Here is a 22,055-nt window from a genome sequence, read left to right as displayed (position 1 = left end):
TAATCAAGCTGTAGTAGTTTATTAGGAGGTTTGGATGCACGTTAGATTGGAAAATAAGGAATCGCATAAAGCGCAAGAAATAGGGGATTTGATTCGTGCTTATAATCGCTCTAAAAGAGAAGAGGCTGAAAGCGAGCCACTGAATCTTTATGTCGAAGACGAAATGGGCAATCTCATGGCAGGCTTAGTAGCTGAGACTTTTGGAAATTGGTTGGAAATCGAATATTTGTTTGTGAAAGAGGAATTGCGAGGACAAGGAATTGGTCTGAAACTATTGCAGCGAGCTGAAAATGAAGCCAAGAATCGAAACTGTCAGTTTGCTTTTGTCAATACTTACCAGTTTCAAGCGCCAGATTTTTATCTAAGCCATGGCTACAAGGAAGTTTTTACCTTGCAAGACTATCCCTATACAGGGCAAAGATACTATTACCAAAAGGATTTGTGATCTAGACTTCTTTCCTTTGAAGAGGAGCTTAGCTAAGTAGCAAAAAAGAACGAATACTCTTTATCATGTAAGATGATAGGGAGTTTTTTTGTCAATAAAATATTACAAAATGACATTTATATATTGCATTAAGTCAGATATATGGTATAATGTATTTGAGAAAAGGAGCGCAACTTTTTAAAAATTAAAAGGAGGAAACAAGTGGCTAAAAATTTAAAGCTAAAACTAGCTCGTGTGGAACTTGATATGACACAGGGTGATTTGGCAGAGGCTGTTGGTGTTACTAGGCAGACTATAGGCTTGATAGAAGCAGGGAAATACAATCCTAGTCTCTCCCTCTGCCAGTCCATTTGCAGATGCTTAGGCAAAACTTTAGATCAATTATTTTGGGAGGAAGAAGATGAAAAATAGAAAAAAACTCGTGATCAAAGATGAACGTACGGAAAAATTAGACGGAAAGATTTCAGGAGAAATTCTCTTGGGAATGTGCCTATTTTTGGCACTGGAAATTTTTGCCAAAGTTTATATTTTCAATTTAACACTTTTGTCCTATTTACCAGAATTACTTTTATTGATTGGAGTCGGTTTGTATGCCATTATTCGCCGCATGTATGTAGGAATTGACATTCGAGATATTGTTGAGAATACTGGAAAAGAAAGAATTTTATCTGCTTTGGGATTTTCTATAGTGATTTTATTGATTGATATCGTAGGCAATCGCGAGGAATTGGTCAATCTATTGACTTGGAAGTACTCCCTAAAAGTGCTTCTAGCAGTTATCATCTATCTCGTTGGGAGTTATTCTATGGATAGAGTTATCCTATACTTGAATCGCAGAAATCAGCAAGTTTGGGAGGAAGAAGATGAAAAATAGATTTTTTTATTATCAATTACTAGACGAAAGAGAAGAACAACTGATGAATAAAGCGGGGGCTGAAAGTTTCTATATCTCTATAGCTTTCTTGCTTTTATCTTATATGATTACAGTATTAGCACCAAGTTTTTTTAATCCGAGAATGATTCTCATCATTATCATTATTGGAACTTCTTACTTTTTCGGCCGTGCTCGAGATTTGGGTGTGAACTACTATAGTCGTTTTCATTTTACGATTGGAGGGTGTTTGCTGGTAACTCTTGCTATTACGACTCTTTTGATGTTGCAGAATTATCAATTCAATATCGAAATTTATCAGCACAATCCTCTGAACCTTAAATATTTGTCTGCTTGGGTTATTACTTATCTGATTTACCTTCCTTGGGTTTTTATCGGCAATCTTGGGCTTAAAAGTTATGGCGAATGGGCTCAAAAAAAGTTTGAGCAAGATATGGATGAACTGGAGAATGGAGAATAGCTTGTTAGCTTTTTATCAATCTCAGTAAAATGTGTTATAATAGTACTAATTTATCGGATGGTGTGAAAGTGGTAGAATACGTTCATACCTTTGTAAAGTAGGAAGAAGGAAAACAGATGTATCCAGATGATAGTTTGACATTGCACACGGACTTGTACCAGATTAACATGATGCAAGTTTACTTTGACCAAGGAATTCACAATAAAAAGGCGGTCTTTGAAGTTTATTTCCGCCAGCAACCTTTTCAGAACGGCTATGCAGTATTCGCTGGTTTGGAAAGAATTGTACATTATCTTGAAGACTTACGCTTTTCAGATAGCGATATTGACTACTTGGAGTCGCTTGGGTATCATGGGGCGTTCTTAGACTACCTCCGCAATCTCAAGTTGGAGTTGACGGTTCGTTCTGCTCAGGAAGGGGACTTGGTTTTTGCTAATGAACCGATTGTACAGGTGGAAGGTCCTCTAGCCCAATGTCAATTGGTCGAAACGGCTCTCTTGAACATCGTTAACTTTCAAACCTTGATAGCGACTAAGGCAGCACGTATTCGTTCGGTCATTGAGGATGAACCCTTGATGGAGTTCGGGACACGTCGTGCGCAAGAAATGGATGCAGCTATCTGGGGAACACGCGCAGCCGTGATTGGTGGGGCTAATGGAACCAGCAACGTGCGGGCAGGGAAACTCTTTGGTATTCCAGTATTGGGGACTCATGCCCATGCCTTGGTACAGGTCTATGGGAACGACTATGAAGCCTTCAAGGCTTATGCATCAACCCATCGTGACTGTGTCTTTCTAGTAGATACATATGATACGCTTCGCATCGGTGTGCCAGCTGCTATTCAGGTAGCTCGTGAACTGGGAGACAAGATTAATTTTAAAGGCGTTCGTATCGACTCAGGGGATATAGCCTATATTTCCAAGAAAGTTCGCCAACAGTTAGATGAGGCTGGATATCCAGATGCCAAAATTTACGCTTCCAATGACCTCGATGAAAATACTATCCTTAACCTCAAAATGCAACACGCTAAGATTGACGTTTGGGGGGTGGGAACCAAGCTGATTACAGCCTATGATCAGCCAGCCCTTGGAGCGGTTTATAAGATTGTGGCTATTGAAGATGAAACTGGTAAGATGCGCAATACCATCAAGCTTTCAAGCAATGCTGAAAAAGTATCGACCCCAGGTAAGAAGCAGGTATGGCGCATTACTAGTCGTGAAAAAGGTAAGTCAGAAGGTGACTACATCACCTATGACGGTGTGGATGTGAGTGGCATGACTGAAATCAAGATGTTCCATCCGACCTATACCTATATCAAAAAGACCGTTCGTAATTTTGATGCTGTTCCTCTCTTAGTGGACATCTTCAAAGCAGGAACATTAGTTTACAACTTGCCTAGTTTGACTGAGATTCAGGATTATGCCCGTAAGGAATTTGACAAGCTATGGGATGAATACAAACGCGTGCTCAATCCGCAGCACTATCCAGTGGACTTGGCGCGTGATATTTGGCAAGATAAGATGGATTTGATTGATAAGATGCGCAAGGAAGCCCTTGGTGAAGGAGAAGAAGAATGAGTTTGCAAGAGACCATTATCCAGAAACTAGGTGTCAAGCCAGTGATTGACGCCCAGGATGAAATCCGTCGTTCGATTGACTTCTTAAAAAGATACTTGAAAAAACATCCCTTCCTTAAAACCTTTGTACTAGGAATTTCTGGAGGACAAGACTCAACCTTGGCAGGGCGCTTGGCACAATTAGCGATGGAAGAAATGCGAGCTGAGACAGGAGATGACAGCTACCAATTTATCGCTGTCCGCCTGCCCTATGGCGTGCAAGCTGATGAAGCAGATGCTCAAAAAGCTCTTGCTTTCATCCAGCCAGATGTCAGCTTGGTTGTGAATATCAAGGAATCAGCTGATGCCATGGCAGCTGCAGTTGAAGCGACAGGAAGTCCTGTTTCAGACTTTAACAAGGGCAATATTAAGGCTCGTAGTCGTATGATTGCCCAATATGCCATTGCGGGTGCCCATAGCGGAGCTGTCATTGGAACAGACCATGCTGCGGAAAATATCACAGGCTTTTTTACTAAGTTTGGTGACGGTGGTGCAGACATTCTCCCTCTTTATCGCCTCAATAAACGCCAAGGAAAACAACTCTTGAAGGAACTTGGTGCAGACCCAGCCCTTTATGAAAAAATCCCAACAGCAGATTTGGAAGAAGACAAACCAGGCCTTGCAGATGAAGTAGCCTTGGGAGTCACATACAATGAAATTGATAACTACCTTGAAGGCAAAACCATCAGTCCAGAAGCCCAAGCGACTATCGAAAACTGGTGGCACAAAGGCCAACACAAACGCCACCTACCAATCACCGTCTTTGATGACTTTTGGGAGTAAAAAGGTCCGGGGGACCTTTTTAGCTTCTTGCCTTGAAAATCGAGAGCAAGAATAACCTCCAGTGGAGGTTTTCAGAACGAGTCTAGAAATAAGAAAACGAGTCAGATTAGGTAACTCGTAGAGTTCGATTTTCCTTATCTCACCCCCGCAACGATGACTAGGTTTGAAAAAGCTTGGTAAAGCGCATTTCAAACCAGACAGCGACTGCGTCAAGGGATTAGATAAAACACTTGTTTTCTAGCTGTTACTGAGTATAGTCTTTTTACCCTGAGCCTAGAAATGAGAAAGCGAGGAAGGTCCGGGGGACCTTTTTAGCTTGAGCCTTAAGCTTAGAAAGCGAGGTAACATTATGAAAGCAATCGGTACGCAAATATTACAGACAGAACGTTTGATCTTGAGAAGATTTGTGGAGAGTGATGCGGAAGCCATGTTTCAAAATTGGGCTTCGTCTGCTGAGAATCTGGCCTATGTCACCTGGGATCCTCATCCTGATGTTGAGGTGACTCGGAACTCAATTCGAAATTGGGCTGCATCCTATACCAATCCCAACTATTACAAATGGGCCATTTGTCTCAAAGAAAACCCAGAGCATGTGATAGGAGATATCAGCATCATTGAAATGCACGAGGAAGATTTAAGTTGTGAAATTGGGTATGTTTTAGGAAAAGATTATTGGGGTCGTGGTATGATGACGGAGGCCTTGAAAGCTGTGTTAGATTTTTGTTTTACTCAAGCAGGCTTTCAAAAAGTCAGAGCTCGTTACGCTAGTCTCAACCCAGCTTCAGGCCGTGTGATGGAAAAAGCGGGAATGTCTTATCTAAAAACTATTGCCAATGGTGTGGAGAGAAAAGACTACGTTGCGGACCTTATTTATTACCAGATAAGCAGAGAAGACAGGTGATTCTCTTTTCTGTTTCTATCAAAGTCAGACCTTGTCTGGCTTTTTTTGTGCCAGATTTCTAAATAAACTGATTAAATTCCTATTTTTCCCTATCATTGTCCCTGTTTTTTCTGGAGTTTTGGAGCTATAATAGTCCTATCAAATCAAAGAATGGAGGAAGGCAATGGACAATATAATCTTTTTTATCAGTGTTTTTCTTGCTGGAATTCTTTCCTTCTTTTCTCCTTGTATTTTACCCTTGTTGCCAGTCTATGCGGGGGTCTTGTTGGATGATAAGAATGATGCTCAGGCTTCTAGTGGAAAATTTTCAATCTCAGTTGTAAGTTTATTGCGAACTCTGGCCTTTATAGCGGGGATTTCCTTTGTTTTTATCTTACTGGGTTATGGAGCTGGTTTTTTAGGCAATTTGCTGTATGCTTCTTGGTTTCAGTATGTGACGGGTGCGATTATCATTCTCTTGGGCTTGCACCAGATGGAAGTCTTACATTTGCAGGGACTCTACAAGGAAAGAAGGCTACAATTAAAGAGACAAGGGCAAAAGGGTAACGGCTATAGTCAGGCATTTTTACTGGGGTTAACCTTTAGTTTTGCTTGGACACCGTGTGTAGGGCCGGTTTTGGGATCTGTTTTGGTTTTGGCAGCTTCAGGTGGTTCAGGAGCTTGGTAGGGAGCTGGTCTCATGTTGGTCTATACGCTGGGATTGGCGCTACCATTTTTAGTTCTAGCTCTCGCCTCCAGCTATGTTTTGAAACATTTCCGAAAACTCCATCCTTATCTCGGAATCCTCAAAAAAGTAGGTGGTTTTCTCATTATCGTGATGGGAATCTTGGTGCTTTTGGGGAATGCTTCCATTTTGACTACATTATTTGAATAGAGAGGAAAAAGAAATGAAAAAATGGCAAACATGTCTCCTTGGAGTAGGCTCAATTTGTTGCTTGGCAGCCTGTTCGGCTAAAAACATGGCAGACGAGTCTACTATGAAGGAGCAAACAAAAACAGAACAAGTCAGTGCGCAAACTGCGACTAAAGGTCAAGCAGTCGCTGATTTTGAACTAACAGGTGTAGACGGCAAGACCTATCGTTTATCTGATTACAAGGGCAAGAAAGTCTATCTTAAATTCTGGGCTTCTTGGTGTTCTATCTGTCTAGCCAGCCTTCCAGATACGGATGAAATTGCTAAGGATGCTGGTGATGACTATGTGGTCTTGACAGTGGTGTCTCCTGGACACAAGGGGGAGCAATCTGAAGCAGACTTTAAGAACTGGTACAAGGGCTTAGATTATAAAAATTTTCCAGTTCTAATTGATCCATCAGGCAAACTTTTGGAAAGTTATGGTGTCCGTTCTTATCCAACTCAAGCCTTTATAGACAAGGAAGGCAAGCTGGTCAAAACGCAACCAGGTTTTATGGATAAGGATATGATTTTAAAAGAATTGAAAGAAATGGGGTAGAGAAAGGCTATGAATGATAAAGTAAAACTTTTTGTCTTGGCAGGGGTCATTCTCCTAGCCATAACTGGTTTCTATTTTCTATTGATGCGAAATACAGGGCAGACAGATAGCTCGCAAATTGAGAAAGCATCAGTTAGCCAAGGAGGAAAAACAGTGAAAAAAACAGAAGTGAGCAAAGACGCAGACTTGCATGAAATTTATCTAGCTGGAGGATGTTTCTGGGGAGTGGAGGAATACTTCTCACGCGTTCCTGGAGTAACCGATGCCGTTTCAGGCTATGCGAACGGTAGAGGGGAAACAACCAAGTACGAATTGATTAACCAAACAGGACATGCAGAGACTGTCCATGTCACCTATGACGCCAATCAAATTTCCCTCAAGGAAATTCTGCTTCATTACTTCCGCATTATCAATCCAACCAGCAAAAATAAACAAGGAAATGATGTGGGGACTCAGTATCGTACCGGCGTATATTACACAGATGACAAGGATTTGGAGGTGATTAACCAAGTCTTTGATGAGGTGGCTAAGAAATACGACCAACCTCTGGCAGTTGAAAAGGAGCCCTTGAAGAATTTTGTGGTGGCTGAGGATTATCACCAAGACTACCTCAAGAAAAATCCAAATGGCTACTGCCATATCAATGTCAATCAGGCTGCCTACCCTGTCATTGATGCCAGCAAATATCCTAAACCAAGTGATGAGGAATTGAAAAAGACCTTGTCACCTGAGGAGTATGCCGTTACCCAGAAAAATCAAACAGAACGAGCTTTTTCAAACCGCTATTGGGATAAATTTGAATCCGGTATCTATGTGGATGTCGCAACTGGTGAACCCCTCTTTTCATCAAAGGACAAGTTTGAGTCTGGTTGTGGCTGGCCTAGTTTCACCCAACCCATCAGCCCCGATGTTGCTACCTACAAGGAAGATAAGTCCTACAATATGACGCGCATGGAAGTGCGGAGCCGAGTTGGAGATTCTCACCTTGGCCATGTCTTTACAGATGGACCACAAGACAAGGGGGGCTTGCGCTACTGTATCAATAGTCTTTCTATCCGATTTATTCCCAAAGACCAAATGGCAGAAAAAGGCTACGCTTATTTACTAGATTATGTCGATTAAGAAGTCTTTCCTAAGCAGTTAGAGGAGAATTTTGCTATACTGATACTAGTAAGTGACAAAGGAGCAGAGCATGACCTACACAATCTTAATCGTAGAAGATGAGTATCTGGTAAGGCAAGGCTTGACCAAGCTGGTCAATGTAGCGGCCTACGATATGGAAATCATCGGTCAGGCTGAAAATGGAAGGCAGGCTTGGGACTTGATTCAAAAGCAGGTGCCAGATATCATTTTAACCGATATCAACATGCCTCAGCTAAATGGCATCCAGTTGGCCAGTCTGGTACGAGAAATCTATCCACAAGTGCATTTGGTATTTTTAACGGGTTACGATGATTTTGATTATGCCTTGTCTGCTGTCAAACTAGGTGTCGATGACTATCTGCTCAAACCCTTTTCTCGTCAGGATATTGAGGAAATGTTAGGGAAAATCAAGCAAAAACTAGACAAGGAAGAAAAAGAAGAGCAGTTACAAGATTTATTAACCGATAAGTTTGAGGGAAATATTGCTCAGAAAATCCAGTCCCATCTAGCTGACAGTCAGTTTAGTTTGAAGTCTTTGGCCAGTGACTTGGGCTTTAGTCCGACTTATTTGAGTTCCTTGATTAAGAAAGAGTTGGGCCTGCCTTTTCAGGATTACCTGGTGAGAGAGCGTGTCAAACAGGCCAAGCTCTTGCTTCTGACTACGGATTTAAAGATTTATGAGATAGCCGAAAAGGTTGGTTTTGAAGATATGAACTATTTTACCCAACGTTTTAAACAGATTGCAGGTGTGACACCTCGTCAGTTTAAGAAAGGGGAAGGCCGATGAAGCGTTCTTCTCTCTTAGTCAGAATGGTTATTTCCATCTTTCTGGTCTTTCTCATTCTACTAGCTGTGGTTGGGACTTTCTACTATCAATCTAGTTCATCAGCCATTGAGGCTACTATTGAGGGCAATAGTCAAACGACCATTAGCCAAACTAGCCACTTTATTCAGTCTTATATCAAAAAATTAGAAACCACCTCTACCAGTTTGACCCAGCAGAAGGATGTCTTGGCCTATGCTGAGAATCCTAACCAAGACCAAGCCAAGGAAATCCGAGATCTGTTTTTGACTATCTTAAAGGCAGACCAGGACTTGAAAACGGTGGTACTGGTCACCAAATCCGGTCAGGTCATTTCTACAGATGACAGTGTGCAGATGAAAACTTCCTCAGATATGATGGCTGAGGATTGGTACCAAAAGGCTATTCATCAGGGAGCTAAGCCAGTTTTAACCCCAGCTCGTAAATCAGATAGTCAGTGGGTTATTTCTGTCACTCAAGAACTTGTTGATGCAGAGGGGGCCAATCTTGGCGTATTTCGTTTGGATATTTCCTATGAAACTCTGGAAGCCTATCTCAACCAACTCCAGTTAGGTCAGCTGGGTTTTGCCTTTATCATCAATGAAAACCATGAATTTGTCTACCATCCTAAACGTACTGTCTATAGCTCAGCGAGTGAAATGGAGGCTATGAAACCCTACATCGAAACGGGGCAGGGCTATACACTAGACCATCAATCCTACGTTAGTCAGGAACAGATTACAGGAACAGATTGGACGGTGATAGGCGTGTCTTCGTTGGAGAAGTTAGACCAGGTTCGGAGTCAACTCATGTGGACCTTGCTTGGTGCTAGTGCCTTATCTCTTCTTGCCTGTCTCTGCTTGGTGTGGTTCAGTCTCAAACGCTGGATTGCCCCTTTGAAGGATCTTAGAGAAACCATGCTGGAAATTGCTTCTGGTACACAAAATCTTCGTGCTAAGGAAGCTGGTGCCTATGAACTGAGAGAAGTGATTCGCCAGTTTAATGCTATGTTAGATCAGATTGATCAGCTGATGGCAGATGTGCGCAGGCAGGAAGAAGCGACCCGGCAGTATGAACTTCAAGCCTTGTCGAGCCAGATTAACCCCCATTTCCTATACAACACTTTGGACACCATCATCTGGATGGCTGAGTTTCAGGATAGTCAGCGAGTGGTTCAGGTGACCAAGTCCTTGGCAACCTATTTCCGCTTGGCGCTCAATCAAGGAAGGGATTTGATTTCTCTTTCTGATGAGATCAATCATGTCCGCCAGTATCTCTTTATCCAGAAACAACGCTATGGTGATAAACTGGAGTATGAGATTGCTGAAGATCCTGCTTTTGGTAACCTGGTCTTGCCCAAGTTGGTGTTGCAACCCCTAGTAGAAAATGCTCTTTACCATGGTATTAAGGAGAAGGAAGGTCAGGGCCATATTAAAGTTTCTGTTCAGAGACAGGATATAGGGCTTGTCATCCGCATTGAGGATGATGGTGTTGGTTTCCAAGCTGCTGGCGATAGTAGTCAAAGTCAGCTCAAACGTGGGGGAGTTGGTCTTCAAAACGTTGACCAACGGCTCAAACTTCATTTTGGAGACAATTACCAGATGAAGATTGATTCTGTACCTTCAAAAGGGACGACAGTTGAAATATACCTCAATAAAATAGCAGCTAGCTAACTCCCAGTCAATTCTGGGAGTTTTGCTTTTAAAAATCAGAATGATTAGTTGGCCTTGATAAAATCAGTAAAAAAAGATATGATAGATAGTGACAAAAGAGGTATCAAGTATGAAGGAAAAAGACATTCACAGAGCAACAAGCCAGATTGTAGAAGATGTAATAGACAAGGCTAATTTGAGGCAAGGAGCTATCTTTGTTTTGGGCCTTTCTTCTAGTGAGGTGATAGGTGGTCAGATTGGCAAGGAATCCAGTCAAGAAATTGGGGAAATCATTGTGAAGACTATTCTAGATATCCTAGAGGAAAAAGGGATTCATCTAGCCGTTCAAGGTTGTGAACATGTTAATCGCGCCCTCGTTGTTGAACGTCAGGTAGCAGAGCAGTTTGGTCTGGAAATCGTCAGTGTCCTTCCGACTCTTCATGCAGGCGGTTCAGGTCAGTTGGCAGCCTTCAAGTTTATGCAGGATCCAGTTGAGGTCGAATTTATCAAGGCTCATGCTGGATTGGATATCGGAGATACTGCGATTGGCATGCATGTCAAGCATGTTCAGGTTCCGATTCGCCCTCTTTTGAGAGAAATTGGGCATGCCCATGTAACGGCTCTAGCTAGTCGTCCCAAATTAATCGGAGGTGCGCGTGCACAGTATCCACAAGATTCTATCAGAAAGTCATGAGAATGAAAAAGACAAAACAACAACTAGAAAAAATTACCAAATATTCGATTCGTAAGCTCACTGTTGGGGTAGGTCCTGTAGCTATCGGGGCCTTCCTTTTTGGTGCCAGTACCTTTTTAGTAGATAAGGTGCAAGCCAATGAAATTGGTGGTGTTCATAGTGTGCATTACCGTTATCTGGCGGAGCAGGAATTAACCGAGTCTGAAAAAGCCTTGATTCACCATGAGGTCCCTACAGAATTTCAAGATGAAGATATTATTTATGTAGTTTATCGCAAGAAGGAGACTAACAGTCAACAACTTCCATACACAGGAAGTAAGGAGCTTGCTTTGGCAGGTCTTGGGTTGGCAACAGCCTCACTAGCGGTTTTATTAGTTTCCAAGAAACACCGTAGTAAAGTACTTGGTATTCTGTTAATTAGCTCTATCGGCGTCAGCAATTTTGTACCTTTTACTGCCTTTGCATTTGAAAATAAAGAGTTACTTTCTTATAACCAAACTATTTCTGCATCTACACATGAAGGTTTGGCTAAAGGTGTTATTCATATTGAAGGATATGAGTATGTTGGTTACTTTAAAGAATCAAAATCTAGTACCAATACAAGCAGTAAAAAAGGTGAGTCGGTAGTTGAAGAACCACAGGTAGAATATACAGGCAAGATTGAAGCTAAAGGTACTCAGGAACCAGGCAAAGAGGGAGAGTCCTTAGTTCAAGAACCACAGTCAGAATATACAGGCAAGATTGAAGCTAAAGGTACTCAGGAGCCAGGCAAAGAGGGAGAATCCTTAGTTCAAGAACCACAGGCGGAATATACAGGCAAGATTGAAGCTAAAGGCACTCAGGAACCAGGCAAAGAGGGAGAGTCCTTAGTTCAAGAGCCACAGTCAGAATATACAGGCAAGATTGAAGCTAAAGGTACTCAGGAGCCAGGCAAAGAGGGAGAATCTTTAGTTCAAGAACCACAGGCGGAATATACAGGCAAGATTGAAGCTAAAGGTACTCAGGAGCCAGGTAAAGAAGGTGAGTCGGTAGTTCAAGAAAAGTTACCTGAATATAAAGTAACTGAGGGCGCGGTTACGAAAGAAACTACTACGGAGATTGACTATAAGACAGAAATTATCGAAGATCCAACCAAGTATACGGATGAAGAAACTGTCGTCCAAGATGGAGAAAAGGGTAGTCAAATTACCAAAACGACTTATAAGACTATTGAGGGTGTTGAGACTGACCAAGTTTTAAATACAGCTACAACTGTCATCAAAGAACCGGTCACTAAAAAAATAAGTCGTGGTACGAAACCAATTGAAGGAACTCTGGTAGAAGAAAGTCTTGAAAAGATTCCGTTTAAGGAAAAGGTTGAAGAAGATGATCAACTGAAAAAAGGTGAAAGAGTTACTGTCAAAGAAGGAAAAGATGGACAGAAAAAGGTTATAAAGACTTATAAGACAATTAAAGGACTGAAGACTGAAGAAGCACCAAAAGTTGTCGAACAGGTTTTGGAGTTAGATCAAGACCGTATCGTTAAATTAGGAACTAAAAACTTTGAAAAACCAATTTTAAGTTTGTCGCTTATCGATGTTAAAGATTTAAAACGAACATCTCAAATTCGTTACAATTTGGAAAACCCAAGTAAGGCAACTATAAAATCCATTACCCTAACTCTTAAAAAGGGTGATGAAATTGTCAAAACATTGACTATTTCACCAGACAACTTAACAGCTAGCCTGACAGATTTGCAGTACTACAAGGATTATAAACTCGAAACCAAAATGGTTTATGACCGTGGTGAAGGTGATGAAGAAGAAGTTCTAAGGGAAGAACCACTAAGAATTGACCTCAAAAAAGTTGAAGTCAAAAATATTAAAGAAACAAGCTTAATAAGTGTTGATACTGATGGTGTTGAAACGGATAGTAGCTTCTTAACTTCTGTTCCAACTGATGTAAAACCATACTATCTAAAAATCGCTACGCATGATAATAAGGTGACCCGTCTTGCTGTGGATAAAATCGAAGAAGTTACTGTCGATGGAAAAACACTATACAAGGTCACTGCTAAAGCTCCTGATCTAGTTCAGCATACTAATGGTAATGAACTCAGTGAAGAATATGTTCATTATTTTGCCAAGCCAAAATCTCACGAAGAGAATGTCTACTACGATTTCAATGAATTGGTAAAAGCAATGCAAGCTAATCGTAAGGGGACGTTTAAGCTTGGTGCAGATTTGAACGCAGCAAATGTTCCAACTCCAAATAAACAATATGTACCAGGTGTATTTAATGGTCATTTAACAAGTGTTGATGGAAAACAGTATACCATTCATAATATCGCTCGACCATTGTTTGAGCGTATTGAAAATGCTTCTGTGAAGAATATCAATCTTGGCAATGTGAATATTAATATGCCTTGGGCAGAAAATATTGCACCTGTTGCAAGAATTGTTAAAAATGCTGTAATCGAAAATGTCAAAGTTACAGGCCATATTATTGCGAAAAATGATATTGCTGGTGTGGTTAATAAATTAGATGGTGAGGGCGCTAAAGTTAATAATGTTGCTTTCATTGGTAAAATTGATGGTGTTGGGGATAAAGGATGGAATCTTGCTGGTATTGTGGGTGAGATTTGGAAAGGCCATGCGAATAAAACATATGTAGAAGCTGATATTACAGCAACTAAGGCTCGGGCAGCTGGTCTTGCGTCTACTGTTGACAATAGTTCGGACCCTAATGGCATCGGTAAATATGGGACTGTACGAAATTCAGTCGCTAAAGGAACAATTAAAGTTAAATCACCTGTAGATGTTGGAGGTTTCATCAGCAAAAACTGGGTATGGGGTAAACTTGAAAATAATGTTTCAATGATGAAAGTTGAGAACGGTGAAGAATTCTATGGTTCCGGTGATATTGATTACGATGGGGGATACTTCACGAATAATGCTCTTGAAAGAAACTTTGTTGTAAAAGATGTTAGTGCAGGTAAACATTCGTTCAAATATTCTCGTTCGCATAGAATTAGAGAAATTGGTCTCGAAGAAGCTAATACCAAGATTGATGCAATGGGAATCACTGCTGATAAGTTTGAAATTAAACCTCTAATTGAGGACACTCTCAACAATACAAAATCATTAGATGAGACCTATAAAGATACTCAAGATTACAGAATTGACCGTGAACTTGCTTATCGCAACATCGAAAAATTACAACCTTTCTATAATAAAGAGTGGATTGTCAATCAGGCCAATAAATTGGGAGCTAGTTCAAACTTGGTTACGAAAGAAGTTCTTTCTGTTACAGGTTTGAAAAATGGACAGTTTGTAACAGATTTATCTGATATTGATAAGATTTTGATTCACTATGCTGACGGTACTAAGGAAGAAAAAGTTGTCACACGTAAAGCTGATTCTCAAGTCCAACAAGTTCGTGAATATAGTATCGAAGGTCTTGGTGACGTCATTTATACACCGAATATGGTTGTTAAAGATAGAACACAATTAATCAACGATATTAAAGCAAAATTAGCAGGTGTTGAATTGATTTCACCTGAAGTGCGTGCGTTAATGGACAAACGTGGTAAAGCCGAAGAAAATACTGATGGTCGTAAAGATGGTTATATTAAAAATCTATTCCTTGAAGAAAGCTTTGAAGAAACGAAAGCTAATTTGGATAAATTAGTCAAAGCTTTAGCCGAAAACGAAGACCATCAATTGAATAGTGATGAAGCTGCCATGAAAGCTCTTCTTAAAAAAGTAGAAGACAACAAAGCTAAAATTATGATGGCTCTTACTTATTTAAATCGTTATTATGGATTTAAATACAATGATATGAGCATTAAAGACCTTATGATGTTCAAGCCTGATTTTTATGGTAAGAACGTTAGCGTTATCGATAGATTGATTCAAATTGGTTCACGTGAACATTTCTTGAAAGGGGACCGAACTCAAGATGCTTATCGTGATGTGATTGCGGGAGCAACAGGTAAAGGTAATTTAAATGACTTCTTAACATATAACATGAAACTCTTTACAGAAGATACTGATATGAATATATGGTATAAGAAAGCTATTTCTCATACTAACTATGTAGTTGAGAAACAATCATCTAACCCTGATTTTGCTAATAAGAAATATCACTTATATGAAAACTTAAATAACGGTGAACATGGTCGATACATTTTACCACTTCTTAATACGAAGAAGGCTCACATGTTCTTAATTTCAACGTACAATACGCTAGCGTTTAGTGCATTTGAGAAATATGGTAAGAATACAGAATCTGAACGTGAAGCGTTTAAGAAAGAAATCGATTTACGTGCACAAGAGCAAATTAATTACTTAGACTTCTGGTCAAGACTTGCTGCTGATAATGTACGTAATCAATTGTTGAAATCTGAAAATATGGTTCCATCAGCAATTTGGGATAACCAAGATGTTCCAGGTAATGGATGGTCTGACCGAATGGGTCATAATAAGAATGCTGACTATGCTCCAGTTCGTGAGTTCTATGGACCTACAGGTAAATGGCACGGATATAACGGTATGGGTGCGTATGCTTATATCTTTTCTAACCCACAAAATTCAGAGGCTGTATACTACATTATCTCTAGTATGATTAGTGATTATGGTACATCTGCATTCACTCACGAAACAACTCATATCAATGACCGTATGGCCTACTTAGGAACATGGCGTCACCGTGAAGGGACAGATATTGAATCATTTGCTCAAGGTATGCTACAATCGCCATCTCTTACAAACTATAATGGTGAATATGGTTCACTTGGATTAAATATGGCGTACGAACGTAAAAATGATGGTACACAAATTTATAACTATGATCCTAATATGTTAAGTAGTCGTGAGAAGATTGATCACTACATGAAGAACTATAACGAATCAATGATGATGCTTGATTACTTAGAAGCAGAATCTGTCATCAAGAAAAATACTGGAACTAACGATAAGTGGTTCAAGAAAATCGATAAGAAATATCGCGAAAAAGCGAGCTATAATAAGTTAGAAGGTGCACCACACCAATGGGATTTAGTTCGTGATTTAAATGATGATGAGAAGAGTATGAAACTGACAGCTATTGATCAACTTGTAGATAACAACTTCGCTACTAAACACGGGCTACCAGGTAATGGTCATTACCGTACTGAAGGATTCGATTCTGCTTATACTGTTGTGAATATGATGACTGGTATTTACGGTGGTAACACAAGTAAGAGTACGGCTGGCTCAATCTCATTCAAACACAATACATTCCGTATGTGGGGCTACTACGGTTACCTTGATGGATTCTTAGGGTATGCATCTAACAAGTATAAACAAGAATCTAAAGCAGCCGGTAACGTAGGTCTAGGTGATGACTTTATCATCCAAAAAGTTTCTAAAGGTAGATTTAATACATTAGAAGAGTGGAAGAAAGAATGGTATAAAGAAGTCAGAGCTAAAGCTGAGAAAGGTTTTGTAGAAATTGAAATTGATGGTCAAAAGATTTCAACATATGAAAAACTTCAAGAGCTATTCGATGCTGCAGTTGAAAAAGACCTTCAAGGTAATAAATTTGATAATACAGTGAATCTTAAATGGAAAGTTTACAAACAACTCTTGCAGAAATCAGACGGATTTACTGAAGATTTATTCACTAAATAGTAGATAGGACTAGTAAAATGAAAAAAGGTAGATCAGCTTTGTCTGTATCTGCCTTTTTGTGCTATACTTAAGATATGCATAGAAAAACAGTGATTGATTTTAGGGCTTTGGGGGAGAGATACACCTTTACCCAGCCTATCAAAGAGTTAAAAACGAGAGATTTATCAGAAGTGGCAGACTTGCTGGCACAAGTGGAAAGCTACCAAGAGCAAGGCTATTATGTCGTGGGCTATGTTAGCTATGAGGCTGCACCTGCTTTTGAGAAAAAACTAGCAGTTCACAAACTTCCTCTACTGGGCGAATATTTGCTTTACTTTACCGTTCACGATAGGGTGGAAACATCCCCTATTCCTCTGACTTATGAGGAAGTAGATTTGCCTTCAAAGTGGCGGGAACAAACATCTGCAGAGGAATATGAAAAAGCTATTTCCCAGATTCACCATCATTTGCGTCAGGGGGACACCTACCAGGTAAATTACACTGTCCAACTCAAGCAAGACTTGAGTGTCAATCCTTTTGCAATCTACAATCGTATGGTGGTAGAGCAGGAGGCGGGCTACAATGCCTATGTTGAACATGATGAGATGGCAGTGATTTCCATGAGCCCAGAGCTCTTTTTTGAGCAAAATGACCGTGAGTTGACAACGCGACCAATGAAGGGAACGACTCAGCGTGGAGTGACTGACCAAGAAGACCTTGCCCAGGCTAGCTGGTTGGAGCAGGATCCTAAAAATCGCTCTGAAAATATGATGATTGTGGACCTCTTGCGAAACGATATGAACCGTATTTCTGAAGTTGGAAGTGAGCATGTGGAGCGTCTGTGTCAGGTGGAGCAGTATTCGACCGTTTGGCAAATGACTTCGACCATTAAGAGTCAGTTACGACCGGATGTGGACCTAGTTGAAATCTTCCGTTCGCTCTTTCCATGTGGATCTATCACAGGAGCTCCCAAAATTGCGACCATGGAAATCATCAAGAACTTGGAGCCCCAACCCAGAGGAGTCTACTGCGGAACGATTGGTCTCTTGCTTCCAAGTGGGCGCCGGATTTTTAATGTCGCCATTCGGACCATTCAACTCTACAAGGGTCAAGCCATTTATGGAGTTGGCGGAGGGATTACTTGGGATAGCACCTGGGAGTCTGAATACCGTGAAGTTCATCAAAAGGCGGCTGTTCTCTATCGTAAACAAGCATGTTTCCAACTGATTACGACTGGGAAAATCAGCCAGAAAAACTTGTTGTTTGAAGATCAACATCTGGAAAGACTGACAAAGGCGAGTCGGTATTTTGCCTATCCTTTTGATTCAGAAAACCTGAGACAAAAGATAGAGAAAGAGTGTCAGGCTTGCGATTCCCACCAAGACTACCGTTTGCGAATCATCCTCAGCAAATCTGGAGGGATGGAAGTCAGTCGCCAACTCTTAGCACCCCTCAGTCCAAGTTTCTGCAAAGCTAAACTTTGTCTGCAAGAAGCAGATTTGAATCAAGCGTTTACCTACTTTAAAACAACTCATAGACCGCACTTAAGTCTAGGGGAACAGGAAATCATCTATCACACTGCTGGTGGAAAATTGCTTGAAACCTCTATTGGAAATCTGGTCTTAAAAATTAATGGTAAACTCTACACACCGCCTATCAGACTTGGAATTTTGCCAGGAATTTACCGTCAGCATTTGCTAGAAACAGGACAGGTAGAGGAAAAAGTCTTGACTGTGCCAGACTTGGAGCAAGCGGAAACTATCTATGGCTGTAATGCAGTGAGAGGATTGTATGAGTTGCAAGTGATAGTGTTGTGAGTTTTATCTATTAATAGCTTTTAGTATATATTAATACATATTTGTGTTATAATGTAACCGTAAACAATAAAAATTTAAAGGAGATTTTTGATGAAAAAATCAAAAAAAATTTTAGTAACCAGCTTAGCAACTGCAACACTGGGATTTCTTTCACTTACAGATACAACTGGAGCCTTTCCTTTTTCGGCTCAGCATGTTTCTGCTCAAGAAAAGGATGTATCTAAAAACGGTAAGATTGTAAAAGAGAATACAACTTCGGCGCCAAATCAAGCTGAGAAATCGAAAACGCCAGCGCAAAATCCTGCTGAGAAACCAAAAACACCAGCACAAAATCCTACTGAGAAACCAAAAACGCCAGTGCAAAATCCTGCTGAGAAACCGAAAACACCAGCACAAAACCCTGCTGAGAAACCTAAAAATACAAGTCCTAAAGAGGATAAGTCCAAATCTACAGCTCAGTCTGGTTGGGTAGGCTCATCATACTATCAAAATGGTACTAAAGTTATAAATAAGTGGATTTTTGATAAAAAAGCTAATTCTTATTTCTATCTAAATGCTTCGGGAAACTATGTCCAAAATACTTGGGTAGGCAATTACTATCTTAAATCAGATGGTAAAATGGCTAAGAGTGAATGGATTTATGATAAAAATTATGGATCCTATTATTATCTAACAGCAGAAGGTAACTACGCTCGCAACACATGGGTAGGCAATTATTATCTTAAATCAGATGGTAAGATGGCTAAAGGTGAGTGGGTTTATGATAAGAACTATGGTTCATACTACTACCTAACGGCAGAAGGTAGTTATGCTCGTAATGCTTGGTCAGGCAACTACTATTTAAAATCAAATGGTAAGATGGCTAAAGGTGAGTGGATTTATGATAAGAACTATGGTTCATATTACTATCTAACATCAGAAGGTAGCTATGCTCGCAATGCTTGGTCAGGCAATTACTATTTGAAGTCAAATGGTAAGATGGCTAAGAGTGAGTGGGTTTATGATAAGAACTATGCTTCGTACTACTACTTGACTTCAGAGGGAAGTTACGCTCGTAATACTTGGGTAGGAAATTACTATCTTAAATCAAACGGTAAGATGGCTAAAAGTGAATGGGTTGATGGAGGTCGTTACTATGTAGGAGCTAATGGATTATGGGAAACCAAATCATCAACCAATAGTGAATATTCTGCTGCTTTAGAAAAGGCAAAGAGTTATAACTCGTGGGCAAATATGTCTAAAAAACGCTTATATAAGCAATTAACTTCAAAATATGGAGAAAAATTTCAAAGTGATGCTGCACAATATGCCATCGATCATTTGAATGCAGATTATAAATCAAACGCCTTAGCTAAAGCAAAGAATTATCGAAAATGGTTTAAGAACTCGAAGTCAGCAATTTATAATCAACTAGTTTCGCCTTATGGTGAAGAATTTACAGAAGAAGAAGCTAATTATGCAATTCAACATCTTGACGACTAATTATTTAGAATAACTATTTTAACACTGATTGACAAGTCAAGTGCAACAAAGTTGTTCCTCTAATTAAGAGAGAATCTTTAAAGCTGTTTGAGTGAGCTCAAACAGCTTTTTTGCGGACTATAGCCAAGTTCAAAATAGAAGGTTCTCCTATTGTCTTTCCACTCAGAACAGAATGGATTTTCCAATTTCAAAAAGGGTTTGGAGTTTATAGGTGTGAACAAAGGCATCTATGCTATGTCCCGTTGGTTTCTCTCCCATTGCTTCTGTAAATTCTTTCAGAAAGTCGTCCGATAAACGATATAGTTTCAAATAATAGCTGGCTTCTCTAGCATACTGATAACGGTTATGGGTAGCATCTGCATAATGGTGTAGGTAATAGATCTTCTGCCCATTGACTTATTTCACTTGTGTTATGGAACCACGATTCATTTTACGAGTAATAGTAGAGCAGTTTCCCCCAGTCTACGAGCAAACTCAGCAGGTTTGAGTCCTACGTTTAAATAAGCTTCAATTTCTACTCGCTCAGCTTCAGATAAGTGCTTGTATGAGAATAATTAGTGGACATGTTCATCTTCCTTTATACTGTTTTTCGCAACTCTAGTATATCAGATGAACATGTCTTTTGTGTTGCACTTCATTTTAAAATAGGGCTTTCATAAATAGTTATTATTTGAATGTAAAAAAAATTAAGTATATGGTATACTATAAGTATAAATCAATAAAAATAATGGAGATTTTTATGAAAAAATCAAAAAAAATTTTAGTAACCAGCTTAGCAACTGCAACACTGGGACTTATTGCATTATCAGATACAACTGGAGACTTTCCTTTTTCGGTTCAGCATGTTTCTGCTCAAGAAAAGGATGCATCTAAAAATGGTAAGGTTGTAAAAGAGAATACAACTTCGGCGTCAAATCAAGCTGAGAAATCAAAAACACCAGCGCAAAATCCTGCTGAGAAACCAAAAACACCAGCACAAAATCCTACTGAGAAACCAAAAACGCCAGTGCAAAATCCTGCTGAGAAACCGAAAACACCAGCACAAAACCCTGCTGAGAAACCTAAAAATACAAGTCCTAAAGAGGATAAGTCCAAATCTGCAGCTCAGTCTGGTTGGGTAGGCTCATCGTACTATGAAAATGGTACTAAAGTTACTAATAAGTGGATTTTTGATAAAAAAGCTAATTCTTATTTCTATCTAAATGCTTCGGGAAACTATGTCCAAAATGCTTGGGTAGGCAATTACTATCTTAAATCAGATGGTAAAATGGCTAAGAGTGAATGGATTTATGATAAAAACTATGGATCCTATTATTATCTAACCGCAGAAGGTAGCTACGCTCGAAACGCATGGGTAGGTAATTACTATCTAAAATCAGACGGGAAAAGAGCTAAAAATGAATGGATTTATGACAATAACTATGGGTCATACTATTATTTAACAGGAGAAGGCAGCTACGCTCGCAACACATGGGTAGGCAATTACTATCTTAAATCAGATGGTAAGATGGCTAAAGCTGAGTGGATTTATGACAAAAACTATGGATCCTATTATTATCTAACAGCAGAAGGCAGCTACGCTCGCAACAAATGGGTAGGTAATTACTATCTAAAATCAGATGGTAAGATGGCCAAAAATGAATGGGTAGATGGTGGTCGTTATTATGTAGGAGACGATGGTCTGTGGCAACCAAAACCAGCGCCAAAGCCAGCACCAAAACCAGCTGAGAAACCGAAAACGCCAGCACCAAAACCAGCTGAGAAACCGAAAACGCCAGCTCAAAAACCTGCTGCGAAACCAAAAACACCAGCACCAAAACCAGCTGAGAAACCGAAAACACCAGCACCAAAACCTGCTGAGAAACCAAAAACGCCAGCTCAAAAACCTGCTGAGAAACCAAAAACACCAGCACCAAAACCGGCTGAAAAAACTAAAGAAACAACTCCTAAACAGGATAAATCACAATCTAAAGTTCAGTCTGGCTGGGTAGGAAATTACTACCTCAAATCAGATGGAAAGAGAGCTAAAAATGAATGGGTAGATGGTGGTCGTTATTATGTTGATTCTGATGGAAAAAAGGTTAAAAGTGACTGGATTTATGATAAAAACTATGGATCCTATTATTATCTCACAGCAGAAGGCAGCTACGCTCGCAACAAATGGGTAGGAAATTATTATCTCAAATCAGATGGTAAGATGGCCAAGAATGAATGGGTAGATGGTGGCCGTTACTATGTTAATTCTGAAGGCAAAATGATAAGGGGTAAATGGGTAGATGGTGGTCGTT

At 40.0% G+C, this 22,055-nt stretch carries 16 protein-coding genes and 2 pseudogenes; 17 read left to right on the top strand and 1 reads right to left on the bottom strand.

What is annotated here, in order from left to right; all coding sequences use genetic code 11:
• Window positions 1-34: 34 nt before the first annotated feature.
• The 16 genes and pseudogenes from A0739_RS00085 to A0739_RS00010 all read left to right on the top strand — a co-directional run bounded on the left by A0739_RS00085 (window position 35) and on the right by A0739_RS00010 (window position 19,767).
• Window positions 35-445: a GNAT family N-acetyltransferase gene (locus A0739_RS00085; RefSeq protein WP_082243766.1), complete on the top strand. Its 411-nt coding sequence runs from the start codon at window positions 35-37 to the stop codon at window positions 443-445.
• Between the two features lie 201 nt (window positions 446-646).
• Window positions 647-856 carry a helix-turn-helix transcriptional regulator gene (locus A0739_RS00080; RefSeq protein WP_001107501.1) on the top strand — a complete coding sequence of 70 codons (210 nt, stop codon included), beginning with the start codon at window positions 647-649 and terminating at the stop codon, window positions 854-856.
• Window positions 846-1,319, top strand: a complete 474-nt coding sequence (locus A0739_RS00075) for a DUF6773 family protein (RefSeq protein WP_061586651.1) — start codon at window positions 846-848, stop codon at window positions 1,317-1,319. The genes A0739_RS00080 and A0739_RS00075 overlap by 11 nt, the downstream gene beginning before the upstream one ends.
• Window positions 1,309-1,797 (top strand): DUF6773 family protein, encoded by a 489-nt coding sequence (locus A0739_RS00070; protein ID WP_061586650.1) that lies wholly within the window; start codon window positions 1,309-1,311, stop codon window positions 1,795-1,797. Before A0739_RS00075 ends, A0739_RS00070 begins: the two co-directional genes overlap by 11 nt.
• 116 nt (window positions 1,798-1,913) lie before the next feature.
• The gene (locus A0739_RS00065; RefSeq protein ID WP_061586649.1) at window positions 1,914-3,374 is read left to right on the top strand and encodes a nicotinate phosphoribosyltransferase; all 1,461 of its coding nucleotides are present in this window, start codon (window positions 1,914-1,916) and stop codon (window positions 3,372-3,374) included.
• The gene (gene nadE, locus A0739_RS00060; RefSeq protein ID WP_061586648.1) at window positions 3,371-4,195 is read left to right on the top strand and encodes an ammonia-dependent NAD(+) synthetase; all 825 of its coding nucleotides are present in this window, start codon (window positions 3,371-3,373) and stop codon (window positions 4,193-4,195) included. The genes A0739_RS00065 and nadE overlap by 4 nt, the downstream gene beginning before the upstream one ends.
• A 349-nt stretch (window positions 4,196-4,544) precedes the next feature.
• Window positions 4,545-5,096 (top strand): GNAT family N-acetyltransferase, encoded by a 552-nt coding sequence (locus tag A0739_RS00055; RefSeq protein WP_061586647.1) that lies wholly within the window; start codon window positions 4,545-4,547, stop codon window positions 5,094-5,096.
• A gap of 163 nt (window positions 5,097-5,259) precedes the next feature.
• Window positions 5,260-5,970, top strand: a pseudogene (ccdA2, locus tag A0739_RS00050) (thiol-disulfide oxidoreductase-associated membrane protein CcdA2).
• A gap of 13 nt (window positions 5,971-5,983) precedes the next feature.
• Window positions 5,984-6,547, top strand: coding sequence for a redoxin family protein (locus A0739_RS00045; RefSeq protein WP_061586646.1), 564 nt, complete (start codon window positions 5,984-5,986; stop codon window positions 6,545-6,547).
• A 9-nt stretch (window positions 6,548-6,556) separates the two neighbouring features.
• Entirely contained in the window at window positions 6,557-7,669 is a 1,113-nt protein-coding gene (gene msrB, locus A0739_RS00040; RefSeq protein ID WP_061586645.1) for a peptide-methionine (R)-S-oxide reductase MsrB, read from the top strand.
• Between the two features lie 70 nt (window positions 7,670-7,739).
• Window positions 7,740-8,477: a response regulator transcription factor gene (locus tag A0739_RS00035; protein ID WP_061586644.1), complete on the top strand. Its 738-nt coding sequence runs from the start codon at window positions 7,740-7,742 to the stop codon at window positions 8,475-8,477.
• Window positions 8,474-10,165 carry a cache domain-containing sensor histidine kinase gene (locus A0739_RS00030; RefSeq protein ID WP_061586643.1) on the top strand — a complete coding sequence of 564 codons (1,692 nt, stop codon included), beginning with the start codon at window positions 8,474-8,476 and terminating at the stop codon, window positions 10,163-10,165. The genes A0739_RS00035 and A0739_RS00030 overlap by 4 nt, the downstream gene beginning before the upstream one ends.
• A gap of 109 nt (window positions 10,166-10,274) precedes the next feature.
• Window positions 10,275-10,838 (top strand): TIGR01440 family protein, encoded by a 564-nt coding sequence (locus tag A0739_RS00025; RefSeq protein ID WP_061586642.1) that lies wholly within the window; start codon window positions 10,275-10,277, stop codon window positions 10,836-10,838.
• Window positions 10,839-10,840: 2 nt separating this feature from the next.
• Window positions 10,841-16,489, top strand: a complete 5,649-nt coding sequence (locus A0739_RS00020; protein WP_061586641.1) for a ZmpA/ZmpB/ZmpC family metallo-endopeptidase — start codon at window positions 10,841-10,843, stop codon at window positions 16,487-16,489.
• 74 nt (window positions 16,490-16,563) lie between these two features.
• The gene (gene pabB / locus A0739_RS00015) at window positions 16,564-18,285 is read left to right on the top strand and encodes an aminodeoxychorismate synthase component I (protein WP_061586640.1); all 1,722 of its coding nucleotides are present in this window, start codon (window positions 16,564-16,566) and stop codon (window positions 18,283-18,285) included.
• A 90-nt stretch (window positions 18,286-18,375) separates the two neighbouring features.
• Window positions 18,376-19,767, top strand: a complete 1,392-nt coding sequence (locus tag A0739_RS00010) for an Ltp family lipoprotein (protein WP_061586639.1) — start codon at window positions 18,376-18,378, stop codon at window positions 19,765-19,767.
• Window positions 19,768-19,965: 198 nt separating this feature from the next.
• Here A0739_RS00010 and A0739_RS09910 read toward each other — a convergent pair.
• Window positions 19,966-20,338, bottom strand: a pseudogene (locus tag A0739_RS09910) (helix-turn-helix domain-containing protein); the annotation flags it as partial.
• Between the two features lie 168 nt (window positions 20,339-20,506).
• Between A0739_RS09910 and A0739_RS00005 the strand changes: the two are divergent.
• A partial coding sequence (locus tag A0739_RS00005) for a hypothetical protein (protein WP_061586638.1) occupies window positions 20,507-22,055 on the top strand: 1,549 nt, incomplete at its 3' end.

The sequence above is a fragment of the Streptococcus oralis genome (assembly GCF_001588645.1).
GTDB classification, from domain to species: Bacteria; Bacillota; Bacilli; order Lactobacillales; family Streptococcaceae; genus Streptococcus; species Streptococcus oralis_AB.
The sequence above is the reverse complement of the archived record's forward strand: the minus strand, read 5'-3'. Positions and strand labels throughout refer to the sequence as shown.

Coding starts and splice junctions, on each gene's coding strand:
- A0739_RS00085 (WP_082243766.1), top strand. CDS start 35: ATGCACGTTAGATTGGAAAATAAGGAATCGCATAAAGCGCAAGAAATA.
- A0739_RS00075 (WP_061586651.1), top strand. CDS start 846: ATGAAAAATAGAAAAAAACTCGTGATCAAAGATGAACGTACGGAAAAA.
- A0739_RS00070 (WP_061586650.1), top strand. CDS start 1,309: ATGAAAAATAGATTTTTTTATTATCAATTACTAGACGAAAGAGAAGAA.
- A0739_RS00065 (WP_061586649.1), top strand. CDS start 1,914: ATGTATCCAGATGATAGTTTGACATTGCACACGGACTTGTACCAGATT.
- nadE (WP_061586648.1), top strand. CDS start 3,371: ATGAGTTTGCAAGAGACCATTATCCAGAAACTAGGTGTCAAGCCAGTG.
- A0739_RS00055 (WP_061586647.1), top strand. CDS start 4,545: ATGAAAGCAATCGGTACGCAAATATTACAGACAGAACGTTTGATCTTG.
- A0739_RS00045 (WP_061586646.1), top strand. CDS start 5,984: ATGAAAAAATGGCAAACATGTCTCCTTGGAGTAGGCTCAATTTGTTGC.
- msrB (WP_061586645.1), top strand. CDS start 6,557: ATGAATGATAAAGTAAAACTTTTTGTCTTGGCAGGGGTCATTCTCCTA.
- A0739_RS00035 (WP_061586644.1), top strand. CDS start 7,740: ATGACCTACACAATCTTAATCGTAGAAGATGAGTATCTGGTAAGGCAA.
- A0739_RS00030 (WP_061586643.1), top strand. CDS start 8,474: ATGAAGCGTTCTTCTCTCTTAGTCAGAATGGTTATTTCCATCTTTCTG.
- A0739_RS00025 (WP_061586642.1), top strand. CDS start 10,275: ATGAAGGAAAAAGACATTCACAGAGCAACAAGCCAGATTGTAGAAGAT.
- A0739_RS00020 (WP_061586641.1), top strand. CDS start 10,841: ATGAAAAAGACAAAACAACAACTAGAAAAAATTACCAAATATTCGATT.
- pabB (WP_061586640.1), top strand. CDS start 16,564: ATGCATAGAAAAACAGTGATTGATTTTAGGGCTTTGGGGGAGAGATAC.
- A0739_RS00010 (WP_061586639.1), top strand. CDS start 18,376: ATGAAAAAATCAAAAAAAATTTTAGTAACCAGCTTAGCAACTGCAACA.